This window comes from Streptosporangium sp. NPDC023963, from assembly GCF_040639135.1.
In the GTDB taxonomy this organism is placed as follows: Bacteria; Actinomycetota; Actinomycetes; order Streptosporangiales; family Streptosporangiaceae; genus Streptosporangium.
The window spans coordinates 425652-449328 of sequence record NZ_JBEZZK010000002.1; the positions used below are offsets into that span (position 1 = coordinate 425652).

21 protein-coding genes are annotated in these 23677 nt (G+C 71.2%); 14 read left to right on the forward strand and 7 right to left on the reverse strand.

Translation table 11 applies throughout. The features are described 5' to 3' along the window. Positions 1–28 precede the first annotated feature (28 nt). Positions 29–247: a hypothetical protein gene (locus AB0F88_RS08020; RefSeq protein WP_362678763.1), complete on the forward strand. Its 219-nt coding sequence runs from the start codon at positions 29–31 to the stop codon at positions 245–247. Here AB0F88_RS08020 and AB0F88_RS08025 read toward each other — a convergent pair. After that, positions 206–1621, reverse strand: a complete 1416-nt coding sequence (locus tag AB0F88_RS08025) for a peptide ligase PGM1-related protein (protein WP_362678766.1) — start codon at positions 1619–1621, stop codon at positions 206–208. The two genes, AB0F88_RS08020 and AB0F88_RS08025, sit on opposite strands and share 42 nt — an antisense overlap. A gap of 536 nt (positions 1622–2157) precedes the next feature. On the opposite strand from AB0F88_RS08025, the gene AB0F88_RS08030 reads away from it, so the two are divergent. From AB0F88_RS08030 to AB0F88_RS08060, 7 genes are all read left to right on the forward strand, one after another. Further along, positions 2158–3399 carry a M20 family metallopeptidase gene (locus tag AB0F88_RS08030; RefSeq protein WP_362678769.1) on the forward strand — a complete coding sequence of 414 codons (1242 nt, stop codon included), beginning with the start codon at positions 2158–2160 and terminating at the stop codon, positions 3397–3399. A 300-nt stretch (positions 3400–3699) separates the two neighbouring features. Next, complete coding sequence (locus tag AB0F88_RS08035; RefSeq protein WP_362678772.1) at positions 3700–4779, forward strand: BMP family ABC transporter substrate-binding protein; 1080 nt, start codon at positions 3700–3702, stop codon at positions 4777–4779. Between the two features lie 100 nt (positions 4780–4879). Next, on the forward strand, positions 4880–6403 hold the full coding sequence (locus AB0F88_RS08040; protein WP_362680578.1) for an ABC transporter ATP-binding protein: 1524 nt from the start codon (positions 4880–4882) through the stop codon (positions 6401–6403). Between the two features lie 79 nt (positions 6404–6482). Further along, positions 6483–7631, forward strand: coding sequence for an ABC transporter permease (locus AB0F88_RS08045; protein ID WP_362678775.1), 1149 nt, complete (start codon positions 6483–6485; stop codon positions 7629–7631). Continuing rightward, positions 7628–8908 (forward strand): ABC transporter permease, encoded by a 1281-nt coding sequence (locus AB0F88_RS08050; RefSeq protein WP_362678778.1) that lies wholly within the window; start codon positions 7628–7630, stop codon positions 8906–8908. Before AB0F88_RS08045 ends, AB0F88_RS08050 begins: the two co-directional genes overlap by 4 nt. An 83-nt stretch (positions 8909–8991) precedes the next feature. Then, entirely contained in the window at positions 8992–9399 is a 408-nt protein-coding gene (locus AB0F88_RS08055) for a cytidine deaminase (RefSeq protein WP_362680581.1), read from the forward strand. Between the two features lie 2 nt (positions 9400–9401). Further along, positions 9402–10682 carry a thymidine phosphorylase gene (locus AB0F88_RS08060; protein WP_362678781.1) on the forward strand — a complete coding sequence of 427 codons (1281 nt, stop codon included), beginning with the start codon at positions 9402–9404 and terminating at the stop codon, positions 10680–10682. Positions 10683–10840: 158 nt separating this feature from the next. Here the strand turns inward: AB0F88_RS08060 and AB0F88_RS08065 are convergent, their stop codons facing one another. Beyond that, positions 10841–11314: a MarR family transcriptional regulator gene (locus tag AB0F88_RS08065; RefSeq protein WP_362678784.1), complete on the reverse strand. Its 474-nt coding sequence runs from the start codon at positions 11312–11314 to the stop codon at positions 10841–10843. Positions 11315–11569: 255 nt separating this feature from the next. Here AB0F88_RS08065 and AB0F88_RS08070 point away from each other — a divergent pair, with 255 nt between their 5' ends. The 5 genes from AB0F88_RS08070 to AB0F88_RS08090 all read left to right on the forward strand — a co-directional run bounded on the left by AB0F88_RS08070 (position 11570) and on the right by AB0F88_RS08090 (position 16306). Beyond that, on the forward strand, positions 11570–12940 hold the full coding sequence (locus tag AB0F88_RS08070) for an MFS transporter (RefSeq protein ID WP_362678787.1): 1371 nt from the start codon (positions 11570–11572) through the stop codon (positions 12938–12940). Between the two features lie 330 nt (positions 12941–13270). Next, positions 13271–13900: a hypothetical protein gene (locus AB0F88_RS08075; protein WP_362678790.1), complete on the forward strand. Its 630-nt coding sequence runs from the start codon at positions 13271–13273 to the stop codon at positions 13898–13900. 92 nt (positions 13901–13992) lie between these two features. After that, on the forward strand, positions 13993–14349 hold the full coding sequence (locus tag AB0F88_RS08080) for an AraC family ligand binding domain-containing protein (RefSeq protein WP_362678793.1): 357 nt from the start codon (positions 13993–13995) through the stop codon (positions 14347–14349). Between the two features lie 90 nt (positions 14350–14439). Further along, entirely contained in the window at positions 14440–15519 is a 1080-nt protein-coding gene (locus AB0F88_RS08085) for an adenosine deaminase (protein WP_362678796.1), read from the forward strand. Positions 15520–15550: 31 nt separating this feature from the next. Continuing rightward, a complete protein-coding gene (locus tag AB0F88_RS08090; protein WP_362678799.1) occupies positions 15551–16306 on the forward strand; it encodes a hypothetical protein in 756 nt (251 codons plus the stop codon). Between the two features lie 120 nt (positions 16307–16426). Here the strand turns inward: AB0F88_RS08090 and AB0F88_RS08095 are convergent, their stop codons facing one another. The 3 genes from AB0F88_RS08095 to AB0F88_RS08105 form a co-directional block, all read right to left on the reverse strand. Next, complete coding sequence (locus AB0F88_RS08095; RefSeq protein ID WP_362678802.1) at positions 16427–18070, reverse strand: phospho-sugar mutase; 1644 nt, start codon at positions 18068–18070, stop codon at positions 16427–16429. A 75-nt stretch (positions 18071–18145) separates the two neighbouring features. Further along, entirely contained in the window at positions 18146–18949 is an 804-nt protein-coding gene (locus tag AB0F88_RS08100; protein ID WP_362678805.1) for a purine-nucleoside phosphorylase, read from the reverse strand. Between the two features lie 228 nt (positions 18950–19177). Continuing rightward, entirely contained in the window at positions 19178–19630 is a 453-nt protein-coding gene (locus tag AB0F88_RS08105) for a gamma-glutamylcyclotransferase (RefSeq protein WP_362678808.1), read from the reverse strand. Between the two features lie 153 nt (positions 19631–19783). On the opposite strand from AB0F88_RS08105, the gene AB0F88_RS08110 reads away from it, so the two are divergent. Continuing rightward, entirely contained in the window at positions 19784–21178 is a 1395-nt protein-coding gene (locus AB0F88_RS08110; RefSeq protein WP_362678811.1) for an NAD(P)H-quinone dehydrogenase, read from the forward strand. Between the two features lie 199 nt (positions 21179–21377). On the opposite strand, the gene AB0F88_RS08115 is transcribed toward AB0F88_RS08110, so the two are convergent. Then, a complete protein-coding gene (locus AB0F88_RS08115; protein ID WP_362678814.1) occupies positions 21378–22661 on the reverse strand; it encodes a M20 family metallopeptidase in 1284 nt (427 codons plus the stop codon). Between the two features lie 82 nt (positions 22662–22743). Then, entirely contained in the window at positions 22744–23535 is a 792-nt protein-coding gene (locus AB0F88_RS08120) for an alpha/beta hydrolase (RefSeq protein ID WP_362678817.1), read from the reverse strand. Between the last annotated feature and the right edge of the window lie 142 nt (positions 23536–23677).

The window sequence follows — 23677 nt, forward strand, 5'->3', positions numbered from 1 at the left end:
ACGAACCACTCGGCGGAATACTGACATCATGCAAATAACGCGAAAGACAGCCGTTTTTCTGATCGGTCTTGCCGCTTTCATGATCTTTGAATGGATCACCCTTGGCTTCAACCTCGCGGACGGTCATCCGACGGCCTTCTACGTGGTCCACGGAATCCTGATCGCCGTCAACCTCGTGCTGGCGGCCGTGCTCGGTGTGATCGGCCTACGCTGTCTGGCGCAGCGTGGCCAGCGTCCTCCGGTGTAGCTCGGCGGCCTCCTCCGCGGAGTCGCCGATGCTGGTGAACCCGAGCTTGCCGTACTTCGGGATCCCGCCCAGCATGTGCAGCACGTTCCCGGTGCGGCGCTCGCGGTCGAAGCCGAGGCCCTCGTCGTGGACCAGCTTGACCACCTCCCCGGGGGTGCGGCCCCGCAGGGCGGGCGCGGCGCAGTTGTCCGTCGCCACGTAGTGCTTGGGCCGGCCCGCGTGCACGAGCGTGCCGGTCCCCGGGTCGTACGACGCGCCGGTGGTCAGGAGCGCGGCGCCGAACGGGTGGGTGGTGCCGCCGATGCGCAGGTTGATCTCGCACATCAGCGTGCGGTAGCCGCCGTCGGTCTTGACGGCGAAGAAGTCGATGCCGAACAGCCCCACCACGCCGCGGCCCGCGAGGATCCTGGCGATCCGCTCCGCTTGCGCGCCCAGCTCGGCCCGGTACTCCTGCCGGGCGGGGAAGGTGCAGCCCTGGTAGACGTCGCCGTTGGGGCCGCCGAGGATCTGCTCGTGGGTGGCGACCACGTCGTACACGCCGCCGGGGGTGATCCGCGCCAGGGCGCTGGGGGAGTACAGGGGCCGGTCCTCGATGAACTCCTCGATCACCGCTCCCCGCTCGGCGACCTTCTCGGCGAACGTCGTCCAGTTCTCGTCCGACGCGGAGAAACTCGTGGGGCAGGAGACGAGCGGCCGGTCGTCCTTGGTCACGATGGCGTTGCCGAGCCCCGAGTAGCTGTTGTTGAGCTTGACCATCAGCTTGCGCGTGGGACTCATCGCGCGGGCGGCGTGCTCCACCTCGATCAGCGAGCGCAGGTCGCCGAAGCCCCTGACCAGCGGCACCTCGGCCTCGTCGCCGATCGTGCGTCCGCCGCTCTTGGACCCCAGGTGGGCCAGGGAGGTGGCGGGGCCGTACACCGGCAGGGAGAGGATCCCGGCGAGACGCTCCTCGTACTCGCTCACCACGAACGGCACCATCCAGGCGGCCCTGCCGCCGCCGTCGCCGCCGTCCCCGGCGTCGCCCTCCCGGTGGCCGCCGAGGGCGGCGCGGATGCGCGCGATCGCGTCCGGGCGGCGCAGCAGCGCCTCGGTGAGCGGATGCGTGTCGGGATCATCCAAACTGATCATCTGCAGGCGCGTGCGGGCCTCGTCGGGATCGTCGAGGAAGCCGAGGTAGTAGTCCACGACCGCACTGTCCACCGGCGTCGAGGTGAGGTAGACGACCTCGACTTTCGGCTTCCTCAGGGTGAGGAGGAGAAAAAGCAGCCGCTCCTCGTAGCAGAGGGGGCCGGTGATCCTGCGCAGCTCATCCTGGGGAAGCGACAGCGAGGGAAGGACCACCAGGGTGCCCTCGTCCGGTTCAAATATGCTCAAACGCGACTGCCTCTCCCCGAATGGGATGTTAGCGATCATGTGAGGAGTGAAACACGCATTCCTCCCGTTTGCATCACTCCGCCGGGTTCGATGACCGGCACCTGAGGTCACGTAAATTGCCAGGTCGGCGACGTTTGGAAATGGCCCGGGGGCTACCGCCTCCCGGATCGTCCGTCCTCCGACCTAACCATCGTCTCATAGTCAATTTGGGCTATCTTTCCTGGTCCTCCCGGGTCGGAAGGTGTACGAGTGGGGCATGGGGTGACAAAACATTTGGCCTGGATGTCGGCGAGCTGCTCGGGGGGAGGGATAAAGTCGTTGTCATCGCCAACGCGACGGCTTCTCCGGGTCACCGGCCTGCCGTTTTCGCGTCGGTGACCGACCAGCCCGCGCTGATGCGGCCCGTGAGACCCCACTCCGGCCCGTCGGTGCGGCGATCGCTTTTTTTCGAGACTGCCTCATGGGTTTCGCGATCCTGGGCAGTGGCACGGTGCGTCGAGGATCCAGGCCCGCCGGCGCGGATGGGACGGTGAGCAATGCGGGGGCGTAATTTGCGGGGAGAACTCGACACGTTCCTCGCCGGTCGCGAGCAGGAGTTGATCAACTTCCGCCGGGACCTGCACATGCATCCCGAGCTCGCGTTCGCCGAATACCGCACGACGCAGCGCGTCGCCGAGCGCCTCACCGCCGCAGGGCTGGTCCCCTCGGTGCTGCCGCGCGGCACCGGCCTGCTCTGCGACGTCGGCAGCGGCGACGGCCCGACCGTGGCGCTGCGGGCCGACATCGACGCGCTGCCCGTGCCGGACGAGAAGGACGTCTCCTACAGCTCGACGGTCCCCGGCGTGTGCCACGCCTGCGGCCACGACGTGCACACCGCGATCCTGCTCGGCACCTCGCTCTTCCTCGCCCAGCAGGCCGAGGCCGGCCTGCTGCCCGGCCGGGTCCGGCTGATCTTCCAGCCCGCCGAGGAGCTTCCCGGCGGCGCGCTGGAGGTGATGGCCTCGGGCGGCATCAGCGGTGTCGACCGTATCTTCGGCCTGCACTGCGACCCACGGCTGGACGTCGGCAAGGTCGGTCTCAAGGCCGGTCCCATCACCTCGGCCTGTGACAGGGTCACGATCAGGGTGAGCGGTCCCGGCGGGCACACCGCCCGGCCGCACCTCACCGCCGACCTCGTCTTCGCGCTCGCCAAGATCCTCACCGAGCTGCCCGCGGCGCTCTCGCGCCGGATCGACCCCCGCTCCTCGCTCAGCCTGGTCTGGGGCCGGGTCGAGGCGGGCTCGGTGGCCAACGCCATCCCGGACGACGGCGTCGCCGAGGGCACCGTGCGCTGCCTGGACGAGGCGGCCTGGCACGCGGCCCCCGACATGATCAAGTCGCTGCTGGAGTCGGTCGCCGGCGCGTACGGCGTCGAGGCCGAGATGGACTACGTGCGCGGCGTGCCGCCGGTGGTCAACGACAAGGTCAGCGTGCAGATGCTGGCCGAGGCCGCGGAGGGCGTGCTCGGCGAGGGCGCTCCGGTGCCGACGGAGCAGAGCCTGGGCGGCGAGGACTTCGGCTGGTACCTGGAGTCCATTCCCGGAGCGTTCGCCAGGCTCGGCACCCGCGAGCCGGGCTCGACGCATCTGGCCGACATCCACCAGGGCACCTTCGACGTGGACGAGACCGCCATCGGCGCCGGGGTGCGTTTCCTGGCGGCGACCGCGCTGACGGCCCTCTGGGAGGGGCAGCGTCCCATCGCGGGCGAGCCGCTCATGGCCCTGAACGCCGACAACTAGTCGGTCCTGACATCTAGTCAGCTGAAAAGTCCGGACATATCCTGAGGAACCGGTCGATGATCCCCGAAGATGATCGTCGACCGCCGGACAGGTGTGCCAACGCCAGGCTGCGACGGCCATCCAGGGCTACCGGCGGGTAGTTCCGCCCCGCTTCCCGGGTCACAAGGTGGCGTGAGCTGGATAACGGACCTGTTGCGGACTTGTGTGCTGGTTTGGTCAACCCTGATGGACCAACTATCTTCCGTGCAGGGTTGCCGTGCGTCTCTTCGCGCGTGCACTGAAACGCGAAGGGAGTCCATCTTGCTTCAGAACCGATTCGGCAAGCTGGCCGCGACCGCACTGGCGGGCAGCATGCTCATGGGAGCTGCCGCGTGTGGTGGAAGCGAGGAACCGCCCACGTCGGCTCAGCCGAGCGGGGCCGCCAGCAGTGCGGCGCCGGCCGCGACGGGACCGAAGGTCGGTCTCGCGTACGACATCGGCGGGCGTGGCGACCAGTCGTTCAACGACTCCGCGGCGGCGGGCATCGACAAGGCCAAGGCCGAGCTGGGCCTGGCCGAGGTCAGCGAGCTGGAGGCCGGTAACGGCGAGACCGAGGCGGCCAAGGAGGAGCGGCTCCGCCTGCTCGCCGACGGCGGCTTCAACCCGATCATCGCCGTGGGCTTCGCGTACTCCAACCCGGTCAAGAAGGTCGCGACCGAGTTCCCCGACGTCAAGTTCGCGATCGTCGACGACGCGGCGGCCGTCGCCCCCAACATCTCGAACCTGCTGTTCGCCGAGCACGAGGGTTCCTTCCTGGTCGGCGCCGCGGCGGCGCTGAAGAGCAAGAAGAACCACGTGGGCTTCGTCGGCGGCGTGCAGGTGCCGCTGATCAACAAGTTCGAGGCCGGGTTCGACGCGGGCGCCAAGGCGGTCAAGTCCGACGTGAAGATCGAGGTCAAGTACCTCACCCAGCCGCCGGACTTCACCGGCTTCAGCGACCCGGCCAAGGGCAAGACCGCGGCCGAGGGCATGTTCGACGCGGGTGCCGACGTGGTCTACCAGGCCGCGGGCGGCTCCGGTGGCGGCGTGTTCGAGGCGGCCAAGGCCGCCAAGGGCCTGGCCATCGGCGTCGACTCCGACCAGGCGAAGACCGCCGCCCCCGAGCTGCAGAGCGTCATCGCGACCTCGATGCTCAAGAAGGTCGACGTCGCCGTCTTCGACTTCCTGAAGAGCTTCACCACCAACTCCGTGAAGTCGGGCAGCACGATCTACGACCTCAAGGCCGGCGGCGTCGACTACTCCACCACCGGTGGCCAGGTCGACGACATCAAGGCCAAGCTCGACGAGTTCAAGCAGAAGATCATCTCCGGCGAGATCACCGTTCCGGACAAGACCTCCTGACCTGGTACTAATGAGGGGCCCGGCGGACATTTCCCCCGGGCCCTTTGTCCTCTCTGACCACCACGTTCCGTATCGGGGCATCCGTACGGAGGAGGCCGTCATCAGCACCTCGGCACCGGCCGTCGAGCTCGAGGGAATCACCAAACGATTCCCCGGCGTCGTCGCCAACCGCGACATCTCCCTATCCGTACGTCAGGGGCACGTGCACGCCGTCGTCGGCGAGAACGGCGCGGGCAAGTCCACCCTCATGAAGATCCTGTACGGCATGCAGCGCCCGGACGAGGGGCGGATCCGCGTCAACGGCCAGGACGTGAGCTTCCGCTCCCCCGGGGAGGCGATCGCCGTGGGCATCGGCATGGTCCACCAGCACTTCATGCTGGCCGACAACCTGACCGTGCTGGAGAACGTGATCCTCGGCAGCGAGCCCCGCAAGGGCGGGATCGCCCTCGACTTCGGCGCCGCGCGGAAGAGGATCCGGGAGATCTCCGACTCCTACGGCCTCGGCATCGATCCCGACGTCACCGTCGAGGACCTGGGCGTCGGGGCCCGCCAGCGGGTGGAGATCCTCAAGGTCCTCTACCGGGGCGCCCGGATCCTCATCCTGGACGAGCCGACCGCCGTGCTCGTGCCGCAGGAGGTCGACGAGCTCTTCGCCAACCTGCGCGAGCTGGTCCGCGAGGGGCTGACGATCATCTTCATCTCGCACAAGCTGGACGAGGTGCTCTCGGTCGCCGACGCCATCACCGTGATCCGGCGCGGCACGACCGTGGCCAGCGTGGATCCCAAGGACGTGACCGCCAGGCAGCTGGCCGAGCTGATGGTCGGCAGCGAGCTGCCCAGCCCGGAGACCCGCGAGTCCACCGTCACCGACGTGGTGGCGCTGTCGGTGCGCGGCCTGAACGTCCACTCGGCCGAGGACCGCTGCGTCGTGGACGGCGTCACCTTCGACATCCGCAAGGGCGAGGTGCTCGGCATCGCCGGGGTCGAGGGCAACGGCCAGGCCGAGCTGGTCGAGGCCATCATGGGCATGCGCGCGGCCGAGGGCGAGATCCGCCTCGGCGAGCACGACATCTCCGCCTGGACGACGCTGCGCCGCCGCGAGGCCGGCATCGGCTACATCCCCGAGGACCGTCACCGGCACGGCCTGCTGCTGGAGGCCCCGCTCTGGGAGAACCGGATCCTCGGCCACCAGACCCGCCGGCCCAACGTCAAGGGTCCCTGGATCGACCGCGCGGGAGCGCGCGAGGACACCCGGCGCATCGTCGAGGCGTACGACGTGCGGACCCCGGGCATCGACGTGGACGCCGCGGCCCTGTCCGGCGGCAACCAGCAGAAACTGATCGTCGGCCGGGAGATGAGCGGGGAGCCGGTCTTCCTGATCGCGTCCCACCCGACGCGCGGCGTCGACGTGGGCGCCCAGGCGGCCATCTGGGACCACCTGCGCGCGGCGCGCGCCGCGGGCCTGGCGGTCCTGCTGATCTCGGCCGACCTCGACGAGCTCATCGGCCTGTCGGACACCCTGAAGGTGATCCTGCGCGGCCGGATCGTCGCCGAGGTGGATCCCAAGGACGTGACACCCGAGCAGCTCGGTTCGGCCATGACGGGTGCTGGAGAGGCGGCATGAACACCCACGTAGCGCACACGCCCCCGGGGACGCGCGGCATGAACACCCAGGTAGCGCACACGCCCACCGGGACGCGCGGATGAGCCGGGAAAAGTCCACCTTCGCCGACCGGCTGCTCGGAAAGGTCTCGCCGGCGGGGCTGCTCTCGCTCGTCGCCCCGCTCGTCGCCATCGTGTTCGCGGCGCTGATCACCATGGTCATCCTGGCGATCACAGGCGCCCCGCCGCTCGACACGCTGGTCGTCATGGGCGAGTACGGCATCCGGCCGCGCTCGATCGTGCTGACCCTGAACTACGCGACGACCTACTACCTGTCCGCGCTCGCGGTGGCGATCGGGTTCAGGATGAACCTCTTCAACATCGGCGTCGACGGCCAGTACCGCCTGGCGGCGCTCACCGCCGCGGCCGTCGGCGGCGCGGTCACCCTGCCCGCCCCGCTGCACGTCGCGCTGATCATCTTCGTCGCCGTGCTGGTCGGCGCCGGGTGGGCGGCGATCGCCGGGCTGCTCAAGGTGCGGCGCGGGGTGAGCGAGGTCATCTCCACGATCATGCTGAACGCCATCGCCACCGCGCTCGGTGCCTGGCTGCTCAACAAGGAGCGCCTCGCGGTCGAGGTCGCGGGCAGCAACAACATCGGCACCAAGCCGATCGGCCCCTCCGGCCAGGTGCCGGGGCTGGAGATCATCTCCGGCACCCAGACGAAGGTGTTCGGCCTGATCATCCTGTCGGTCGTGATGGGCGTCCTCTACCACGTGGTGATCAACCGGACCCGCTTCGGCTTCGACCTGCGCGCCACCGGCCGCTCGGAGTCGGCCGCGGTGGCCAGCGGCGTCAACGTCAAGCGGATGATCCTCGTCTCGATGATCCTGTCCGGCGCGATGGCGGGCCTGGTCGGCATGCCGCAGCTGCTCGGCGCCTCCTACAGCTACAGCCTGGACTTCCCCACCGGGCTCGGCTTCACCGGCATCGCGATCGCGCTGCTCGGCCGCAACCACCCGGTCGGCATCGCGTTCGGCGCCCTGCTGTGGGCCTTCCTCGACACCTCCGCGGGCATCCTGCAGATCAAGAAGATCTCCCCGGACATCGTCACCATCATGCAGGGAACGATCGTGCTCTCGGTGATCATCGCCTACGAGCTGGTCCACCGCTACCAGATCTCCGCCGAGCAGCGCCGGGTGAGCCGCCAGCTGGCGGGCACCACCCCGACCAGGGAAGGAACGCCGGCATGAGCCAGGGCGCCCTCACCACGCCGGAGGCTCCCTTCACGGAGCCGAAGACCCCCGCCCGCAGGTTCAGGGTCACCTGGCGGGTCCTGCTGCTCGCCCTCGGCGCGCTCGTCCTGCTGCTCTCGTTCGCGCGGACCGTCACCGGCGCCGTCGACCTCACCTCCGCGGGTGCGATCAACGCCTCCGTCGCGCTGGCCATCCCCATCGGCCTGGCCGGTCTGGGCGGCCTGTGGGCCGAGCGGGCCGGGGTGGTCAACATCGGCCTCGAAGGCATGATGATCCTGGGCACCTGGTGCGGCGCCTGGGGCGCGCTCCAGTTCGGCAACCCGTGGGCGGGCGTCGTCGCGGGCGCGATCGGCGGGGCGCTGGGCGGCCTGCTGCACGCGATCGCCACCGTGACGTTCGGCGTCGACCACATCATCTCCGGTGTCGCGATCAACATCCTGGGCCTGGGCGTCACCCAGTTCCTGTCCAAGGTCACCTTCGCCGAGATGCCGGGCGGCGGCGACTCCCAGTCGCCCCCCGTGCCCAAGCCCGGCGTGGTGAGCGTGCCGTGGATCGGGGACCCGCTCAGGACGCTGGAGGCCAAGCAGTGGTTCCTGCTGTCGGACGTCGCGGGCATCCTGCGCGGCCTGACCACGAACGTCTCGCTGCTGACGATCCTGGCGATCCTGCTCGTCCCGCTCTCGTACTACCTGCTGTGGCGTACGGCGTTCGGCCTGCGCCTGCGCTCCTGCGGGGAGAGCCCGGTGGCCGCGGAGTCGCTGGGCGTCAACGTCTACACCTACAAGTACATCGCGGTGCTCGTCTCCGGGGCCCTGGCGGGCCTGGGCGGCGCGTTCCTGGCGCAGGTGGCCGCCAGCGCCTACCGCGAGGGACAGACCGGCGGGCGCGGCTTCATCGGCCTCGCCGCCATGATCTTCGGTAACTGGCGGCCGGGAGGGCTGGCCGGGGGCGCCGTGCTGTTCGGTTACACCGACGCGCTCCAGCTGCGCAGGGGTGGCGAGTCGGTGCACGCGCTGCTGCTCGTGGTGACGATCCTGCTCGCCGCGGTCGCCGTCTACCAGCTCGTACGGCAGAACCGGACGCGGGCCGCGCTGATCACCGGGGTCGCGGCGGTCGCCGTGTTCGTGGTGTTCGCGCTGACCGACTCCATCCCCTCGGAGTTCACCTCCGTCACCCCGCACATCACCACGCTGCTGGTGCTGTCGCTGGCGGCGCAGCGGCTCCGGCCACCGGCCGCCGACGGCGTGCCGTACCGCAGGGGGCAGGGTAAGTGACCATCACGCGGCACCTCACGAGCGGATCTGATTCGATGGGCACCGAGACGGGCGATGAGACGGGTACCGAGACGGGCGGTGAGATGAGCACCGGGACGGATATCGACTGGGCGGCGCTGAAGGCCGAGGCCGTGCGGGCCATGGGCCACGCCTACGCCCCCTACTCCAAGTTCCCGGTCGGCGCCGCCGCGCTGGTGGACGACGGGCGGATCGTGTCCGGCTGCAACGTCGAGAACGCCTCCTACGGCATCGGGCTGTGCGCCGAGTGCGGGCTGGTGTCCTCGCTGCAGGCCACCGGCGGCGGCCGTCTCGTCGCGTTCACCTGCGTCGACGGGCACGAGGAGCTCCTCATGCCGTGCGGCAGGTGCCGCCAGCTCCTGTACGAGTTCGGCGGCCCGGAGCTGCTGCTGGAGACCATCGACGGCCCGAAGCCGATGGCGGAGATCCTGCCCTACGCCTTCGGGCCCGACGACCTGAGCCGGGGGGCCTGAGCATGGACGCGATCGACGTCATCGTCACCAAGAGGGACGGCAGGGAGCTGTCGGCCGAGCAGATCGACTGGGTGATCGACGCCTACACCAGGGGTGTCGTCGCCGACGAGCAGATGTCCGCCCTCGCGATGGCGATCCTGCTCAACGGCATGAACCGGCGGGAGATCGCCGAGTGGACCCAGGCCATGATCCGCTCCGGATCCAGGATGGACTGGTCGTCGCTGCCGGGGGCCACCACCGACAAGCACTCCACCGGCGGCGTCGGTGACAAGATCACGCTGCCGCTGGCACCGCTGGTCGCCGCGTGCGGGGGGTACGTGCCCCAGCTGTCCGGCAGGGGACTCGGCCACACCGGCGGCACCCTGGACAAGCTGGAGTCCATCCCCGGCTGGCGGGCGTCCCTGTCCAGCGACGGGATGCTCGACGTGCTCGGCAAGGCCGGAGCGGTCATCTGCGCGGCCGGTGACGGCCTCGCCCCCGCCGACAAGAAGCTGTACGCGCTCCGCGACGTCACCGGCACCGTCGAGGCGATCCCGCTGATCGCCTCCTCGATCATGTCGAAGAAGATCGCGGAGGGCACCGGCGCGCTCGTCCTGGACGTCAAGGTCGGCTCCGGGGCCTTCATGAAGAACGTGGAGCAGGCCCGCGAGCTGGCCACGACCATGGTCGAGCTCGGCACCGACGCCGGGGTCAACACCGTCGCGCTGCTGACCGCGATGGACCGGCCGCTGGGCCGGGCCGTGGGCAACGCCCTGGAGGTCACCGAGTCGGTCGAGGTGCTCGCCGGAGGCGGGCCCGCCGACGTGGTCGAGCTGACCGTGCGGCTGGCACGGGAGATGCTCCAGGCGGCGGGCCTGTCCGGGGGCAAGGACCCCGAGCGCGCCCTGGCGGACGGCTCGGCGATGGACGCCTGGCGCCGGATGATCGCCGCCCAGGGCGGCGACCCCGACGCCCTGCTGCCCAGGGCCGCCGAGACGATGGAGATCACCGTGCCCTCCTCCGGCGTGCTGTCCAGGCTCGACGCGTACGGCGTGGGCCTGGCGGCCTGGCGGCTCGGCGCGGGCCGGGAGCGCAAGGAGGACCCGGTGTCGTTCGGGGCGGGCATCGTGCTGCACGCCAAGCCGGGGGACCTGGTCCGCGCGGGGCAGCCGCTGATGACGCTGCACGCCGACGAGACCGCGCGCTTCGAGCGGGCGCTCGCCGCCCTGGAAGGCGCCTACACCGTCGGCGAGGCCGCCGACCCGGACCTGCTGCCCCTGGTGATCGACCGCGTCACCGCCTGACGCAGGCGGCCGGGACGCCTTCCCGGTCCGTTTCGCGGGCCGGGACATCCTTCTTTCGCCTCGCGGGCCGGGACGTCTTCCCGGTTCTCCGCTCGGCGGGCCGGGACGTCTTCCCGGTTCTCCGCTCGGCGGGCCGGGACGTCTTCCCGGTTCTCCGCTCAGCGGGCCGGGACGTCTTCCCGGTTCTCCGCTCGGCGGGCCGGGACGCCTTCCCGGTCCGTCTCGCAGGCCGGGACGCCCTTCGGTTTCGCCTCGCGGGCCGGTGTGCCGAAGATCTCGCCGATCACGGCGCGATGGGTGGGCAGGGCGGTCGCGTGCCGCTCGCGGCCTTCCTCGGTGATGCCGACGAAGATGCCGCGCCGGTCGTCCTCGCAGATGCGGCGGGTCACCAGGCCCGCCTTCTCCAGGCGGGCGATCAGCCGGGAGCAGGCGCTCTGGCTCAGATGGACCGCGTCGGCGATCTCCTGGACCCGGTATTTGCCCTGCCCGCCCTCGACCATCCGCTCCAGGACCTCGAACTCGCTCATGCCGAGCCGGTGCCGTTCGGAGAGTTCGCGTTCCAGCGCGCAGGCGATCGTGGCGTGCCTGGCGAGCACCTCGCGCCACGCTCGGACCGGGTCCTCCTCGTTCATGCCGCGGATCGTACCATGCGTGAACATTAAATGCACAGGCATTAAATGCTTTTGCATTAGATGCGCTTGCATGTATTGTCGGGCGACATGACCTCTTCATCGACCTCGACGGCTCCACCCGATCCGTCGGTCGCACCCGTTCCAACCGCTTCACCTGCCGCTTCTGTTCCCCGGGTTCCGCCGGTTCCGCCGGTTTCGCCGCCCGACGAGCGCTGGGGCGCGGGCCTGTGGGCCGCGCTCACCGTGCTCTGCGCCGTGATCTTCCTTGACGCGCTCGACGTCTCGATGGTCGGAGTCGCCCTGCCGTCCATCCAGGCGGACCTGGGACTGTCCACGTCCTCCCTGCAGTGGGTGGTCAGCGGTTACGTGCTCGGCTACGGCGGGCTGCTCCTCCTCGGCGGCCGGACCGCCGACCTGCTCGGGCGTCGCAGGGTCTTCCTGGTCGCCCTCGCGGTCTTCGCCGTGGCCTCGCTCCTCGGGGGCCTCGTCAACGACGGCACGCTGCTGATCGCGGCCCGCTTCGTCAAGGGCGTCAGCGCCGCCTTCACCGCGCCCGCCGCGCTCTCCATCATCACCACGACCTTCGCCGAGGGACCTGCCCGCAACAGGGCTCTCAGCGTCTTCACCGCCTCCGGCGCCAGCGGGTTCTCCCTGGGCCTGGTCATCTCCGGATTCCTGACCGAGCTCGGCTGGCGCTGGACGTTCCTCATGCCCGTCCCCGTCGCGATCATCGCGCTGGTCGCGGCCCTGAAGTTCCTGCCCAAGCACCGGGAGGAGCGCGCCGAGGGCGGCCACGACCTCATCGGCGCCGTCACCATCACCGGCTCCATGTTGCTGCTCGTCTACGCCGTGGTGGAGGCGCCCGGCGCGGGCTGGGGCTCGCCGCGCACGATCGCCTCGCTGCTGGGAGCCGCCCTGCTGCTGGCCGTCTTCGTCCTCACCGAGCAGCGCGTCAAGCACCCGCTGGTACGCCTCGGCATCCTGCGCTCCGGCCCGATCGTCCGCGCCAACCTGGGACTCGTGATCCTGTTCGGCTCCTACGTCGGCTTCCAGTTCGTCGCCATGCAGTATTTCCAGAACTTCCTGCACTGGTCGGCCCTGGAGACCGCGCTGGCCTTCCTGCCCGCCGGACTCCTGGTGGCGGTGACCTCCACCAGGATGGGCAAGCTGGCCGACCGGTTCGGCACCGCCCGGCTGATCGTGATCGGCTCGGCCGCGCTGGCCGCCGGGTACGCGTTCTTCCTCCGGATCAACGGCGAGCCCAGCCTGGCCACGCTGATCATCCCCGGCATGGTCCTGCTGGGCATCGCGTTCGCCCTGTCCTTCCCCTCGCTGAACATCCAGGCCACCAACGGGGTGGCCGACGACGAGCAGGGCCTGGCCTCGGGGCTGCTCAACACCTCGGGACAGGTCGGCGGGGCGGTCGTGCTGGCCGTCGTGACGGCCGTCCTCACCTCGGGTACGGGCGCCGACCCGATCGGCACCTTCCGTGCCGCGATCACGGTCTCGGGGATCCTCGCCGTGGTCGGCCTGCTGATCGCCCTCACCGGCCTCCGCGCCCGCCGCGGCCGCCACGCGTCCGCCGCGGCCGAAGGGGAGAGGGAGAGGGCGCTGGAGACCGTCTAGGTCCGGCGCACCGCTCGCGTCCGCCGTCCCGCACGGGGACGGGGACGGGGACGCGAGCCCCGCGGGTCGCGGGGGAGGGGGCCGCCGCCGGATACCGGGGCCCGGCGGCGGCCCCCTCGCGACCCGCGGGGCTCCCCGCCACGACCGACCCGCGGGGCTCCCCGCCACGACCGACCCGCGGGGCTCCCCGCCACCGGGGCTCCCCGCCACGACCGGGGTGCTTGACTCCCCCCTCGACAAGGTGTCACGATCCGGCCAGGGCGCATGTGGACGGCCGGAGGGGTGAACCTCCCCGGAGACCTGAGCATCTAACGGGGCAGGAGGCTCATCATGAACCGCACCCTCGTTTCCCTCGCCCTCGTCCCCTCGTTCCTGCTGGTGGCCGGCTGCGGCTCGACCACGCAGACCGCGACCCCCTCCCCGGCGAGCCCGGTGACCACGGCCCCGGCGGGCCCGGTGACCACGGCCCCGGTGGATCCGGTGACCACGCCGCCCTCTACGCCCTCCGCCGTCGCGGCCGGGCTGCTTCCCCCGACGAGCACCAAGGAGATCGAGGTCGACCGCCCCATCGACACCCAGCCGACCGTCACCGGGGCCCGGTTCGGGGAGCACAAGGGGTTCGACCGGGTGGTGATCGACCTCAAGGGAGACCTGCCCGGCTACACCGCGCGGTGGGTGCCCAAGCTCATCCAGGACGGCTCGGGAGATCCGGTCGACGTCAAGGGCGGCGCCTACCTGCAGCTGACGATCACCCCGGCCGTCGCGCACACCGAGGCGGGCAAGTCCACCTGGACGGGTGGCCCGATCTTCCAGGCCAAGCTGGGCAACGTCCAGAACGTGGTCAAGATAGGCGACTTCGAGGGCGTGGTGAGCGTGGGCGTCGTCCTCGACCGCAAGGCGCCGTTCCGGGTGCTGGAGCAGAAGAGCCCGAACCGGCTGGTCGTCGACATCGCGCACTAGTCACGTACCGGATCACATGCCGGGCGGCGCACCGAGGGCGCTGAGGGCGCCGAGAGGCGCCATCTCCCCGAGACCGGTGACAGACTGGTCCGATGGTACGCAAAATCGACAGTGCGACGCGGATTCCCGTGCCGGGTGGCAAGACGATCGACGAATACGTCGGTCTGGCCAACACCGGTGACGCCGGGATCTCGATCGCGCACATGAAAGCCCCGGCAGGGTGGGACGAGCCCGCCCAGACACCGGAGTTCGCCGAGTACACGCTGGTGCTCAAGGGCACCGTCATCGTGGAGCACGACGGAGGTACGACCGAGGTCGGCGCCGGGCAGGTGTTCGTGTCCGAGCCGGGGGAGCGGATCCGCTACAGCTCGGGCCCCGACGGCGCCGAGTACGTCGCCGTCTGCCTGCCGGCCTTCTCCCCGGAGACCGTCAACCGCGACGGCGGGTGAAGGGACGGCGTCCGGTGACGGTTCGTCACGCGTCTGCCGCGTTTCCTCCCCGGACCTGAAGGCGGGGGTCTCCACACTGAAAGGAACACGATGAGTCAGCTACCCACTTTCGAGCAGATCCGCCTGGCTCCGAAGGTGTTGCTCCACGACCACCTCGACGGCGGCCTGCGGCCGGAGACCATCATCGACCTGGCCCGCGAGTCGAGCTACGACAGGTTGCCCGCCACCGAGACGGAGAGCCTGCGCGCCTGGTTCAGGGAGTCCGCCGACTCCGGTTCGCTGGAACGCTACCTGGAGACCTTCGATCACACGGTCGGCGTCATGCAGACGCGCGAGGCGCTGTTCAGGGTCGCCGCCGAGTGCGCGGAGGACCTCGCGGAGGACGGCGTCGTCTACGCCGAGGTGCGTTACGCGCCCGAGCAGCACACCTCTGCGGGCCTGAGCCTCGAAGAGGTCATCGAGGCCGTGCAGGAGGGGTTCGGCGCCGGTTCCGAGGGGCGGGGCATCCGGGTGGGCACCCTGCTCACCGCCATGCGCCACCAGGCCAGGTCCATGGAGATCGCCGAACTCGCGGTCCGCTACCGCGACGCCGGGGTGGTCGGGTTCGACATCGCCGGCGCGGAGGCGGGCTACCCGCCCACCCGCCACCTGGACGCCTTCGAATACCTCCAGCGGGAGAACGCCCACTTCACCATCCACGCGGGCGAGGCGTTCGGCCTGCCGTCGATCTGGCAGGCGATCCAGTGGTGCGGCGCCGACCGGCTCGGCCACGGCGTCCGGATCATCGACGACATCTCCGTCCAGAGCGACGGGGAGCCCAAGCTGGGCCGTCTGGCGGCCTACGTACGCGACAAGCGCATCCCCCTGGAGATGTGCCCGACGTCCAACCTGCAGACCGGCGCGGCGGCCTCCATCGCCGAGCACCCGATCGGCCTGCTGCGCCGCCTGAACTTCCGGGTCACGGTCAACACCGACAACCGGCTGATGAGTGGTACGTCCGTCTCCGAGGAGTTCGCCAAGCTGTCGGAGGCGTTCGGCTACGGCTGGGACGACATGCTGTGGTTCACCGTCAACGCCATGAAGTCCGCGTTCCTGCCGTTCGACGAGCGCCTGTCGCTCATCAACGGTGTCATCAAACCCGGTTTCGCCCGCCTCAAGTGGCAGGCGTGACCAGGCTCGTACGAGTGAAGTGAGCTTTCCGATGAAGCAGGTGTTCCGCTCCACCCTCGCGACGGTCGTCGGCTGGGTCTGGATGGCCTTCGCCGCGTTCAACGCGGTCGATCTGATCGTCCGCTACAGCGGGCAGGCGTCGATGGTCGCCGCGGCGGTGCTGGGGGTGCTGACCGCGCTGGTCTTCGTCACCTGCCTGCGCCCGGCGGTCATCCTGTCCGAGGAGGGCGTCGGGGTCCGCAACCCGCTGAGGAACGCCTTCGTGCCCTGGCGGGACGTGGACGAGGTCACGGTCTCCCACTCGATCACGATCGTCTCCGGCGGTGAGAGGGTTCGCTGCTGGGTGCCGCAGGCCTCGGCCCGCGAGCGGGCGGCGGCCGCGCGCAGGGGGCGGTCCGCGGCCGCGCCCGTGCCCGCGCGGGGCCGTTTCAGGACCGAGCCGGTCCGCTCGAAGGGCGAGCAGGCCGCCGCCGAGGCGCTGGCGGGAAAGACCCACGCCGACTGGGTGGCCGAGCAGATCACCGAACGCGCGGAAGCCGCCAGGCGCGCGGCCTCGATGGCCGAGGCCTCGAAGGCGACCGATGTTCCGACGGCACCCGGAACCCCTGCGGCGACCGGCGCTTCGACGGCGACCGGGACTCCGGCGGAGCCCGAGGCCGGGACCGCCGCCGGGACCGCTGACGGCACCGTGGCGAGGGCCGGCGCGCTCAAGGTGACCTGGGCGCCGAGCGCCCTGGCGGCCTTCGCGGCCGCGGCCCTGCTGGTGGTCGCCGCCTTCCTCGTCTGATCCTGGCCGGCCGCTGACGGTGCCCCCCGCCGGACCTTGCCGGTGGTCGTGGCCGGCTGCTGACGGCGCCCCCGACGGCGCCCCCGCCGCCGGCGCCTTCCCACGCCGGTCCCGGGGGGGTCAGAGGCCGAGTGCCCCGGTGAGGTCGGCCTTCAGCGCGTCGAGATCCCGTACGGCCAGCGCGCGGGCGGCGGAGACCTCGCCGGTCACCGGGACCACGACCTCCAGGTAGCACTTGAGCTTGGGCTCGGTGCCCGAGGGGCGGACGACGACCCGGGCGCCTCCGGCCAGGTGGTAGCGGACGCCGTCGGTGGGCGGCAGCCCGCCCGCGCCGAGGCTCAGGTCGTCGGCCGCCTCGACCTCGCGACCGCCGAGCCGCGCGGGCGGCGTCGCCCGCAGGCGGGCCATGGCCCCGGTGATCAGCGACAGGTCGGCCACCCGGAACGACAGCTGGGACGTGGCGTGCAGGCCGTGACGGCGTGCCAGGTCGTCCAGGAGGTCGAGCAGGCCGCGGCCCTCCAGCTTGGCCCGCGCGGCGATCCCGGCCACGGTCAGCGCCGCGCCGATGCCGTCCTTGTCGTGCACGGGCAGCCCGAGTTCGGAGCCGACGCTGTATCCCAGCGCCTCCTCGTACCCGAACAGCAGGCCCTCCCCGGCCTTCATGATCCACTTGAAGCCGGTCAGGGTCTCGGCGTAGTGCACCCCGTGCTCGGCGGCGATCTTGCCGAGCAGGGACGAGGACACGATGGTGGTCGCCACCAGGCGGCCGTCGCCCGAGGTCTGCCGGATCACGTGCTCGCCCAGCAGCGCGCCCACCTCGTCGCCGGTCAGCATCCGGTAGCCGCCGCCGGGCAGCGGCACGCCCACCGCGCAACGGTCCGCGTCGGGGTCGTTGGCCAGGATCAGATCGGCGCCGACCCGCTCCGCGAGCTCCAGCGCGAGGTCCATCGCGCCGGGCTCCTCCGGGTTGGGGAAGGCGACGGTGGGGAAGTCGGGGTCGGGTTCGGCCTGCGCCCCGACGGTCGCGGGCGCGTCGAACCCGGCGGCGACGAAGGCCCTGGCCAGGGTGTCGCCGCCCACGCCGTGCAGCGGGGTGTACGCCACCCGCAGCTCGCGCGCGCCGCCGATCGGGAGCGCGGTCACCGCCTCCAGGTAGGCGGCCACGACGCCGTCGTCCAGCTCGCTCCAGGCCGGGTCGCCGGGGGAGCCGAGGGGCAGCTCGGAGACCGGCCCCGTCGCGTCGATGGCGGCGGAGATCTCCGCGTCCACCGGCGGGACGATCTGGGAGCCGTCTCCCCAGTAGACCTTGTAGCCGTTGTCGCGGGGCGGGTTGTGGCTGGCGGTGACGGTCACGCCCGCGTCGGCGCCGAGGTGGCGGACGGCGAAGGCCAGCACCGGGGTGGGCAGCGGACCGGGGAGGATCGAGGCGCGCAGCCCGGCCCCGGTGAGCACGGCCGCGGTGTCGCGGGCGAAGGCGTCCGACTTGTGCCGGGCGTCGTAGCCGATCACGACGTGTCTGCCGGGACCGAGAACGCGGGCCAGCCCGGCGGCGGCGCGCATGACCGTCACCCGGTTCATCCGGTTGGGACCGGCTCCCAGCTCGCCCCGGAGCCCGGCGGTGCCGAACTCCAGCCTGGAGCCGAACCGCTCGCGCAGCGCGTCGTCGTCGCCGCTCTCCAGCAGCTTCTCCAGCTCCGCGCGCGTGTCGGGGTCGGGGTCCTGGGCCAGCCAGGAACGGGCGAGTCCTGCGAGATCGCTGCTCATCGTCACCTCTCGGGGCCTGGGCCCGTCCGCTCGCCGGGCCCGCCTCCTGTTGATCCTTGAAGTCGGTCCGCCGGCTTACAGCTTGCCGACGACGCCGGCCAGCAGGCCGCCCATGCGCGTGGCGGTGGTCCGGCCGACCTCCAGCACCTCCTCGTGGTTGAGCGGCTCGCCCACCAGCCCGGCACCCGGGTTCGTGACCAGGGAGATGCCCAGTACGTCGGCGCCGCCCTCGCGGGCCGCGATGGCCTCCAGCACGGTGGACATGCCCACCATGTCGCCGCCGAGGATGCGGCACATGCGGACCTCGGCCGGGGTCTCGTACGTCGGGCCGCGGAAGGCCACGTAGACGCCCTCGGCCAGCGACGGGTCGGCCTCGCGGGCCAGGTCGCGCAGGCGCGGGGTGTAGACGTCGGTGAGGTCGACGAAGGTGGCGCCGGTGATCGGGCTGGCGCCGGTCAGGTTGATGTGGTCACTGATCAGCACCGCCTCGCCGACCTCCTGGGTCTCGGGGCGCAGGCCCCCGGCGGCGTTGGTCAGCACGACCGTGCCCACCCCGGCCCTGATCGCGGTCCGTACGCCGTGCACGACCGGCTCCACGCCGCGGCCCTCGTAGAGGTGGGTGCGGCCGAGGAAGATCAGCACGTTCTTGCCCGACTCGGTCCTGACGGCGCGGATCCGGCCCGCGTGGCCCTGCACGGCGGGCGGCGCGAAGCCGGGCAGGTCGGTCACCGGGATCTCGGCGACCGTCTCGCCGATCGCGTCGGCGGCCGGGACCCAGCCGGACCCCATCACCAGCGCGACGTCGAAGGAATCCACGCCGACGGCGCTTCTCAGCGCGTCCGCGGCGTCGGTGGCGAGTGCATATGGGTCATTGGTCACGTCACTGAGCGTACCGGTCATCCGTCTTCGCGCCGCGCCGTGTCACCTGCGAGCGGAGCGCCCGACCAGGCCCCCGACCTGATCCGGCCGGTGATCCCGGTGATCCCGGCGAGCCGCCCGGCGGACTTCCGCGCGTGCTCGCGCGCGGCCGGTGACGGGTGGCGCCCCCGGCTTCCCGGCGGTTCCCGGAGCCGCCGGCTCCCCGGGAGTTCCCGGGGAAGGTCGCCCTCAGCTCCCCAGGGAGGTGCAGGGACGGCCGCGCAGCTCCCTGACGTAGTCGTCGGGGGCACCCGCGCGCTCGGCGGCCTCGGCCAGGATGCCGAGGTAGCGAGCCGAGGGCAGCCCGCCCTCGTACCCGTCGAGCACGTAGAACCACGCCACGATCTCGCCCTCCATGGTCTGCACCCGGAGCTTGACCTTGTGATAGAGGCCGCGGGCCGCGCCCTCCCACTGGTCGAGGGAGCTCTCGTCCCACTCGGGCACGTCGTAGAGGACGACGAAAACCTGGTCGGCGGCGTCTTCGACGATGGAGGCGAGCGCGCCCTCCCAGCCGAGATCGTTCCCGCCGAAGGTCAGGCGCCAGCCCTGGAGCCAGCCCGTCCCCCTGATCGGGGAGTGAGGGGCCCGCTGGGCCATCTGCTTCGGGTCCATGTTGCTGCCGTAAGCGGCGTAGACAGGCACGGAGACAAACACTAATCCAAGATCCGCGAGACGCTCACCCGGCTTCGAAGCCACGCCGATGTCTCGCGGAATCCCGGTGGTTTTGTGGGGGTTCCGTGGTTTAGGAGGGATGCCGAGCGATGTCCGGTCCCACCATGCGGGAGAATGGGCTATGTGACGAGGATAGTGATCATCGGTGGCGGTCCCGGCGGATACGAGGCGGCGCTGGTCGCCGCCCAACTGGGAGCGCAGGTCACCGTGGTCGAACAGGACGGCCCCGGCGGGGCCTGCGTCCTCACCGACTGCGTACCGTCCAAGACGCTGATCGCCACCTCGGTGCGCAAGCAGGCGCTCCTCGACGCCAGCATGCTGGGGGTCCACTACACCGGCGGCCCCGACGGCGACGTCGGCGGCGTCACCGCCGACATGCCGCTGGTGAACAGGCGCGTCAAGGATCTCGCCCGCGCGCAGTCCGCCGACATCGCCGCCCGGCTGGCGGCGGAGGGCGTCGAGGTGATCAAGGCTCCGGGGCGGCTGGTCGACCCGCAGGTGGTCAGGGCCGGAGACCGGACGATCCGCGCGGACGTCGTCATCGTGGCGACCGGCGCGACCCCGCGCATCCTGACCGGCGCCGAGCCCGACGGCGAGCGCATCCTCACCTGGCGCCAGCTGTACGACCTGGAGGAGCTGCCCGAGCACCTCATCGTGGTCGGCTCCGGCGTCACCGGCGCGGAGTTCGCGGGCGCCTACCGCTCGCTGGGCTCCGAGGTCACGCTCGTCTCCTCCCGTGACCGCATGATGCCCAACGAGGACGCCGACGCCGCCGAGGTCCTCGAAGAGGTCTACCGGCGCCGCGGCATGAACGTCATGGGCCGTTCCCGCGCCGAGTCCGTCAAGCGCACCCCGGACGGCGTGGTCGTCACCCTGGAGGACGGCCGGACCGCCGAGGGCAGCCACTGCCTCATGACGGTCGGCATGGTCCCCAACACCGCGGGGATCGGTCTCGAGGAGGCCGGGATCACCCTCGACAAGGGCGGGTTCATCCAGGTCGACAAGGTCTCCCGCACCTCCGCGCCCGGCGTCTACGCGGCCGGGGACTGCACCGGGGTCCTGATGCTCGCCTCGGTCGCCGCCATGCAGGGCCGGATCGCCGTCTGGCACGCCCTCGGCGAGGCCGTGCACCCGCTCCGCCTGGCCACCGTCGCCTCCGCCATCTTCACCGACCCCGAGATCGCCGCCGTGGGCATCGCCGAGCGGGCGATCGAGAACGGGGAGATCGAGGCCAACATCGTCAAGCTGCCGCTGGCCACCAACGCCCGCGCCAAGATGCAGGGGTTCAACGACGGCTTCGTGAAGCTGTTCTGCCGCCCGAACACCGGCATCATCCTGGGCGGCGTGGTGGTCGCCCCCCGCGCGTCGGAGCTGATCCTGGCGGTCTCGGTCGCCGTCCAGCAGCGGCTGACGGTCGACCAGATCGCCCACACCTTCGCGGTCTACCCCTCCCTGTCCGGCTCCGTCACCGAGGCCGCCCGCCGCCTCATGCAGCCGATGACCCCCAGCGGCATCTGACCCGTCCGCTCGATCCCGCCGTCCCGGGTCCCCGAGGCGGTGGGCGGTCGAGGTCAGGGACGGATGCGCAGGACGCGGATGCGCCCGTCGCCGCCGTACTCGAACCCGCCGGTCGCCACGCACCCGCCCGGGCGCGATGGCCGCCGACAGGACCCACTCCTGCCGCGCGAGGCCGCCGCGGCAGGAAGCGGCGCGGCCGCTATGCGACCTCACCCGGCACGGATCCACGCGGGGCGGCGAGTGATCGCCGCTCCGCGTGCCGGCGCAGTGCCCGGATCGCCAGCTCCGCGTGAACCAGCGCGCCGTCGCAGAGCACTCCGTCGTCGAACACCGCTCGCGGGCTGTGGTTGCTCGGCGCCGTGGCCGGATCGTCCGCGGCACTCGCGCCCAGGATGAGATAGCAGCCGGGCACCTCGTCGAGCACCTCGGAGAAGTCCTCCGCGGCGCTCACCGGGGACGCCATCGGGACGAACCGTTCCGCGCCGAGCACCTCGGAGACCACCGTACGGGCGAACTCGTACTGCTCCTCGTCGTTCACCGTCACCGGGTAGCCCTCGACGTAGTCGACCTCGGCGGTCAGCCCGTACGCCTCGGCGATGTGCAGGCACAGCCGGGTGACCTCGCGGGGCAGCCGCGTCTGGTTCGCCGGCGAGAAGGTGCGTACCGTGGCGTCGATCGTGGCCGTGTCGGGAATGGTGTTGGACTTGGTCCCGGCGTGGATGGAGCCGACCGTGACGACCACCGGGTCGAAGACGTCGAAGCGCCGGGTGACCAGGGTCTGCAACGAGGTCACGATCTCCGCCGCCACCGTGACCGGGTCGCGGCTCAGGTGCGGCATGGAGGCGTGCCCGCCGACTCCGCGCACGGTCACCCTGAGCTCCGCCGTCGACGCCATCAACGGGCCGGGCCTGCTGCGGAACTGGCCGGCGGGGGTCCCGTACGAGCGCACGTGCATGCCGTACGCCGAGGAGACCCGCGGTCCCGCCGCGTCCAGCACCCCTTCCTCGATCATGCGGGCGGCGCCGTTCCAGCCCTCCTCGCCCGGCTGGAACATGAACACCACGTCGCCGGCCAGCGCGTCGCGGTGCGCGGCGAGCAGCCGGGCCGCGCCGACCAGCATCGCCGTGTGCAGGTCGTGCCCGCAGGCGTGCATGGCGCCGTCCGCCTGGCTCGCGTGGTCCAGCCCGGTCAGCTCGGTGATCGGCAGGGCGTCCATGTCGGCGCGCAGCAGCACCGCGGGGGCGGGTTCGCCGCCGGGATCCGCCTCGCCCGGTCGCCCGCCGCGCAGCACCGCGGTCACCGAGCTCAGCGACCGGCCCAGGGTGATCTCCAACCCCAGCCCCGACAGCTCGTCCAGCACCGCCAGCTGGGTGCGCGGCAGGTGGAGGCCGATCTCCGGGTACCGATGGAGGTCACGCCGCAGCCGTACCAAGTCGTCCTGCAGGGCTGCGGCGTCGTCGCGCAGCCGGTCCGACAGCGTCATCGAACATTCCGATCGTCAAGCTGGCCGGGCGGGCCCGGCCGGCGGGGATGTGGTGTGGAAGGACGTCTTGGAGCGGGCCGGCTCAGCCGGCCAGCATCCCGGCCATCTCGCGCGGGTGCACCAGGTGCGGGAAGTGGCCGCTGCCGGGCAGCACGGTGACGGTGACGTCCGGCAGGGCGGACCTCAGCCATCCCTCGTACGCCGGATCCGGCGAATGGCCGGTCACGTAGCGGTACGGCACCCCGCTGGACCGGATCACGCCCAGCACGTGGGTCTGGCGGCGGCCGAGCTCCTCGGCGGAGGTGACCAGGATCTCGTTCCAGTAGCCGAGGAGCAGGTCCTGCCGCGGATCGGTGGCCGTGGAGACCAGGTCCCGCGCCGCCGGCGGCAACCGGTCGACCTGCATGTTGCCGAGCATCCGGTCCCAGATCTCACCCCAGGACGGGCTGCGTAGCACCGGTTCGGCCTGCCGCAGGACATCGCCGAACGTGCCCGCGAGCAACGGCTGGTCGACGTTGACCACGCCACGGGTCGCGTGGGCCGCGGCGTACCTGGTCACCAGAACGCCCCCGAGGGAGTGCCCCACGACGATCGGCGCGGCGAGTCCGGCCTCGGTCACCGCCGCGTGGAGGGCGGCCACGACCTTGTCGAGGTCGTAGCCGTCCCATCGCGCCGACCCCCCGTGCCCGGGCAGGTCGAGTGTGAGCACCCGCCGGCCCGGATCGACGGTCGCCAGTTCGTCCAGCAGCGGTCCCCACTGGCGGCGGTCGTACGTGAGACCGTGCACGAAAACCAGCGGCGGGCGGTCGGCGTCCGTGCCCCGGATGTCACCGGCCAGACCACCGAAAAACCGGATGTCACGTGTGTCCGTCATGTTCCCCTCTTTCGCAAAGAAACCTCACCCAGAGGGCGTAACCGAGGGGTGCACGATTTGTACGTGACGCAGGCCACAGCCATCCGAGACCGGTCAGGCGCGCCGGAGGGCAGAGCCTCAGAACCAGTGAGGGGTGGTCGCG

What these genes read in the sequence shown, in the direction of transcription:
- AB0F88_RS08020 (WP_362678763.1), top strand. Translation starts at nt 29, where the DNA reads ATGCAAATAACGCGAAAGACAGCCGTTTTTCTGATCGGTCTTGCCGCT.
- AB0F88_RS08030 (WP_362678769.1), top strand. Translation starts at nt 2,158, where the DNA reads ATGCGGGGGCGTAATTTGCGGGGAGAACTCGACACGTTCCTCGCCGGT.
- AB0F88_RS08045 (WP_362678775.1), top strand. Translation starts at nt 6,483, where the DNA reads ATGAGCCGGGAAAAGTCCACCTTCGCCGACCGGCTGCTCGGAAAGGTC.
- AB0F88_RS08050 (WP_362678778.1), top strand. Translation starts at nt 7,628, where the DNA reads ATGAGCCAGGGCGCCCTCACCACGCCGGAGGCTCCCTTCACGGAGCCG.
- AB0F88_RS08055 (WP_362680581.1), top strand. Translation starts at nt 8,992, where the DNA reads ATGAGCACCGGGACGGATATCGACTGGGCGGCGCTGAAGGCCGAGGCC.
- AB0F88_RS08060 (WP_362678781.1), top strand. Translation starts at nt 9,402, where the DNA reads ATGGACGCGATCGACGTCATCGTCACCAAGAGGGACGGCAGGGAGCTG.
- AB0F88_RS08065 (WP_362678784.1), bottom strand. Translation starts at nt 11,314, where the DNA reads ATGAACGAGGAGGACCCGGTCCGAGCGTGGCGCGAGGTGCTCGCCAGG.
- AB0F88_RS08075 (WP_362678790.1), top strand. Translation starts at nt 13,271, where the DNA reads ATGAACCGCACCCTCGTTTCCCTCGCCCTCGTCCCCTCGTTCCTGCTG.
- AB0F88_RS08080 (WP_362678793.1), top strand. Translation starts at nt 13,993, where the DNA reads ATGGTACGCAAAATCGACAGTGCGACGCGGATTCCCGTGCCGGGTGGC.
- AB0F88_RS08085 (WP_362678796.1), top strand. Translation starts at nt 14,440, where the DNA reads ATGAGTCAGCTACCCACTTTCGAGCAGATCCGCCTGGCTCCGAAGGTG.
- AB0F88_RS08090 (WP_362678799.1), top strand. Translation starts at nt 15,551, where the DNA reads ATGAAGCAGGTGTTCCGCTCCACCCTCGCGACGGTCGTCGGCTGGGTC.
- AB0F88_RS08095 (WP_362678802.1), bottom strand. Translation starts at nt 18,070, where the DNA reads ATGAGCAGCGATCTCGCAGGACTCGCCCGTTCCTGGCTGGCCCAGGAC.
- AB0F88_RS08115 (WP_362678814.1), bottom strand. Translation starts at nt 22,661, where the DNA reads ATGACGCTGTCGGACCGGCTGCGCGACGACGCCGCAGCCCTGCAGGAC.
- AB0F88_RS08120 (WP_362678817.1), bottom strand. Translation starts at nt 23,535, where the DNA reads ATGACGGACACACGTGACATCCGGTTTTTCGGTGGTCTGGCCGGTGAC.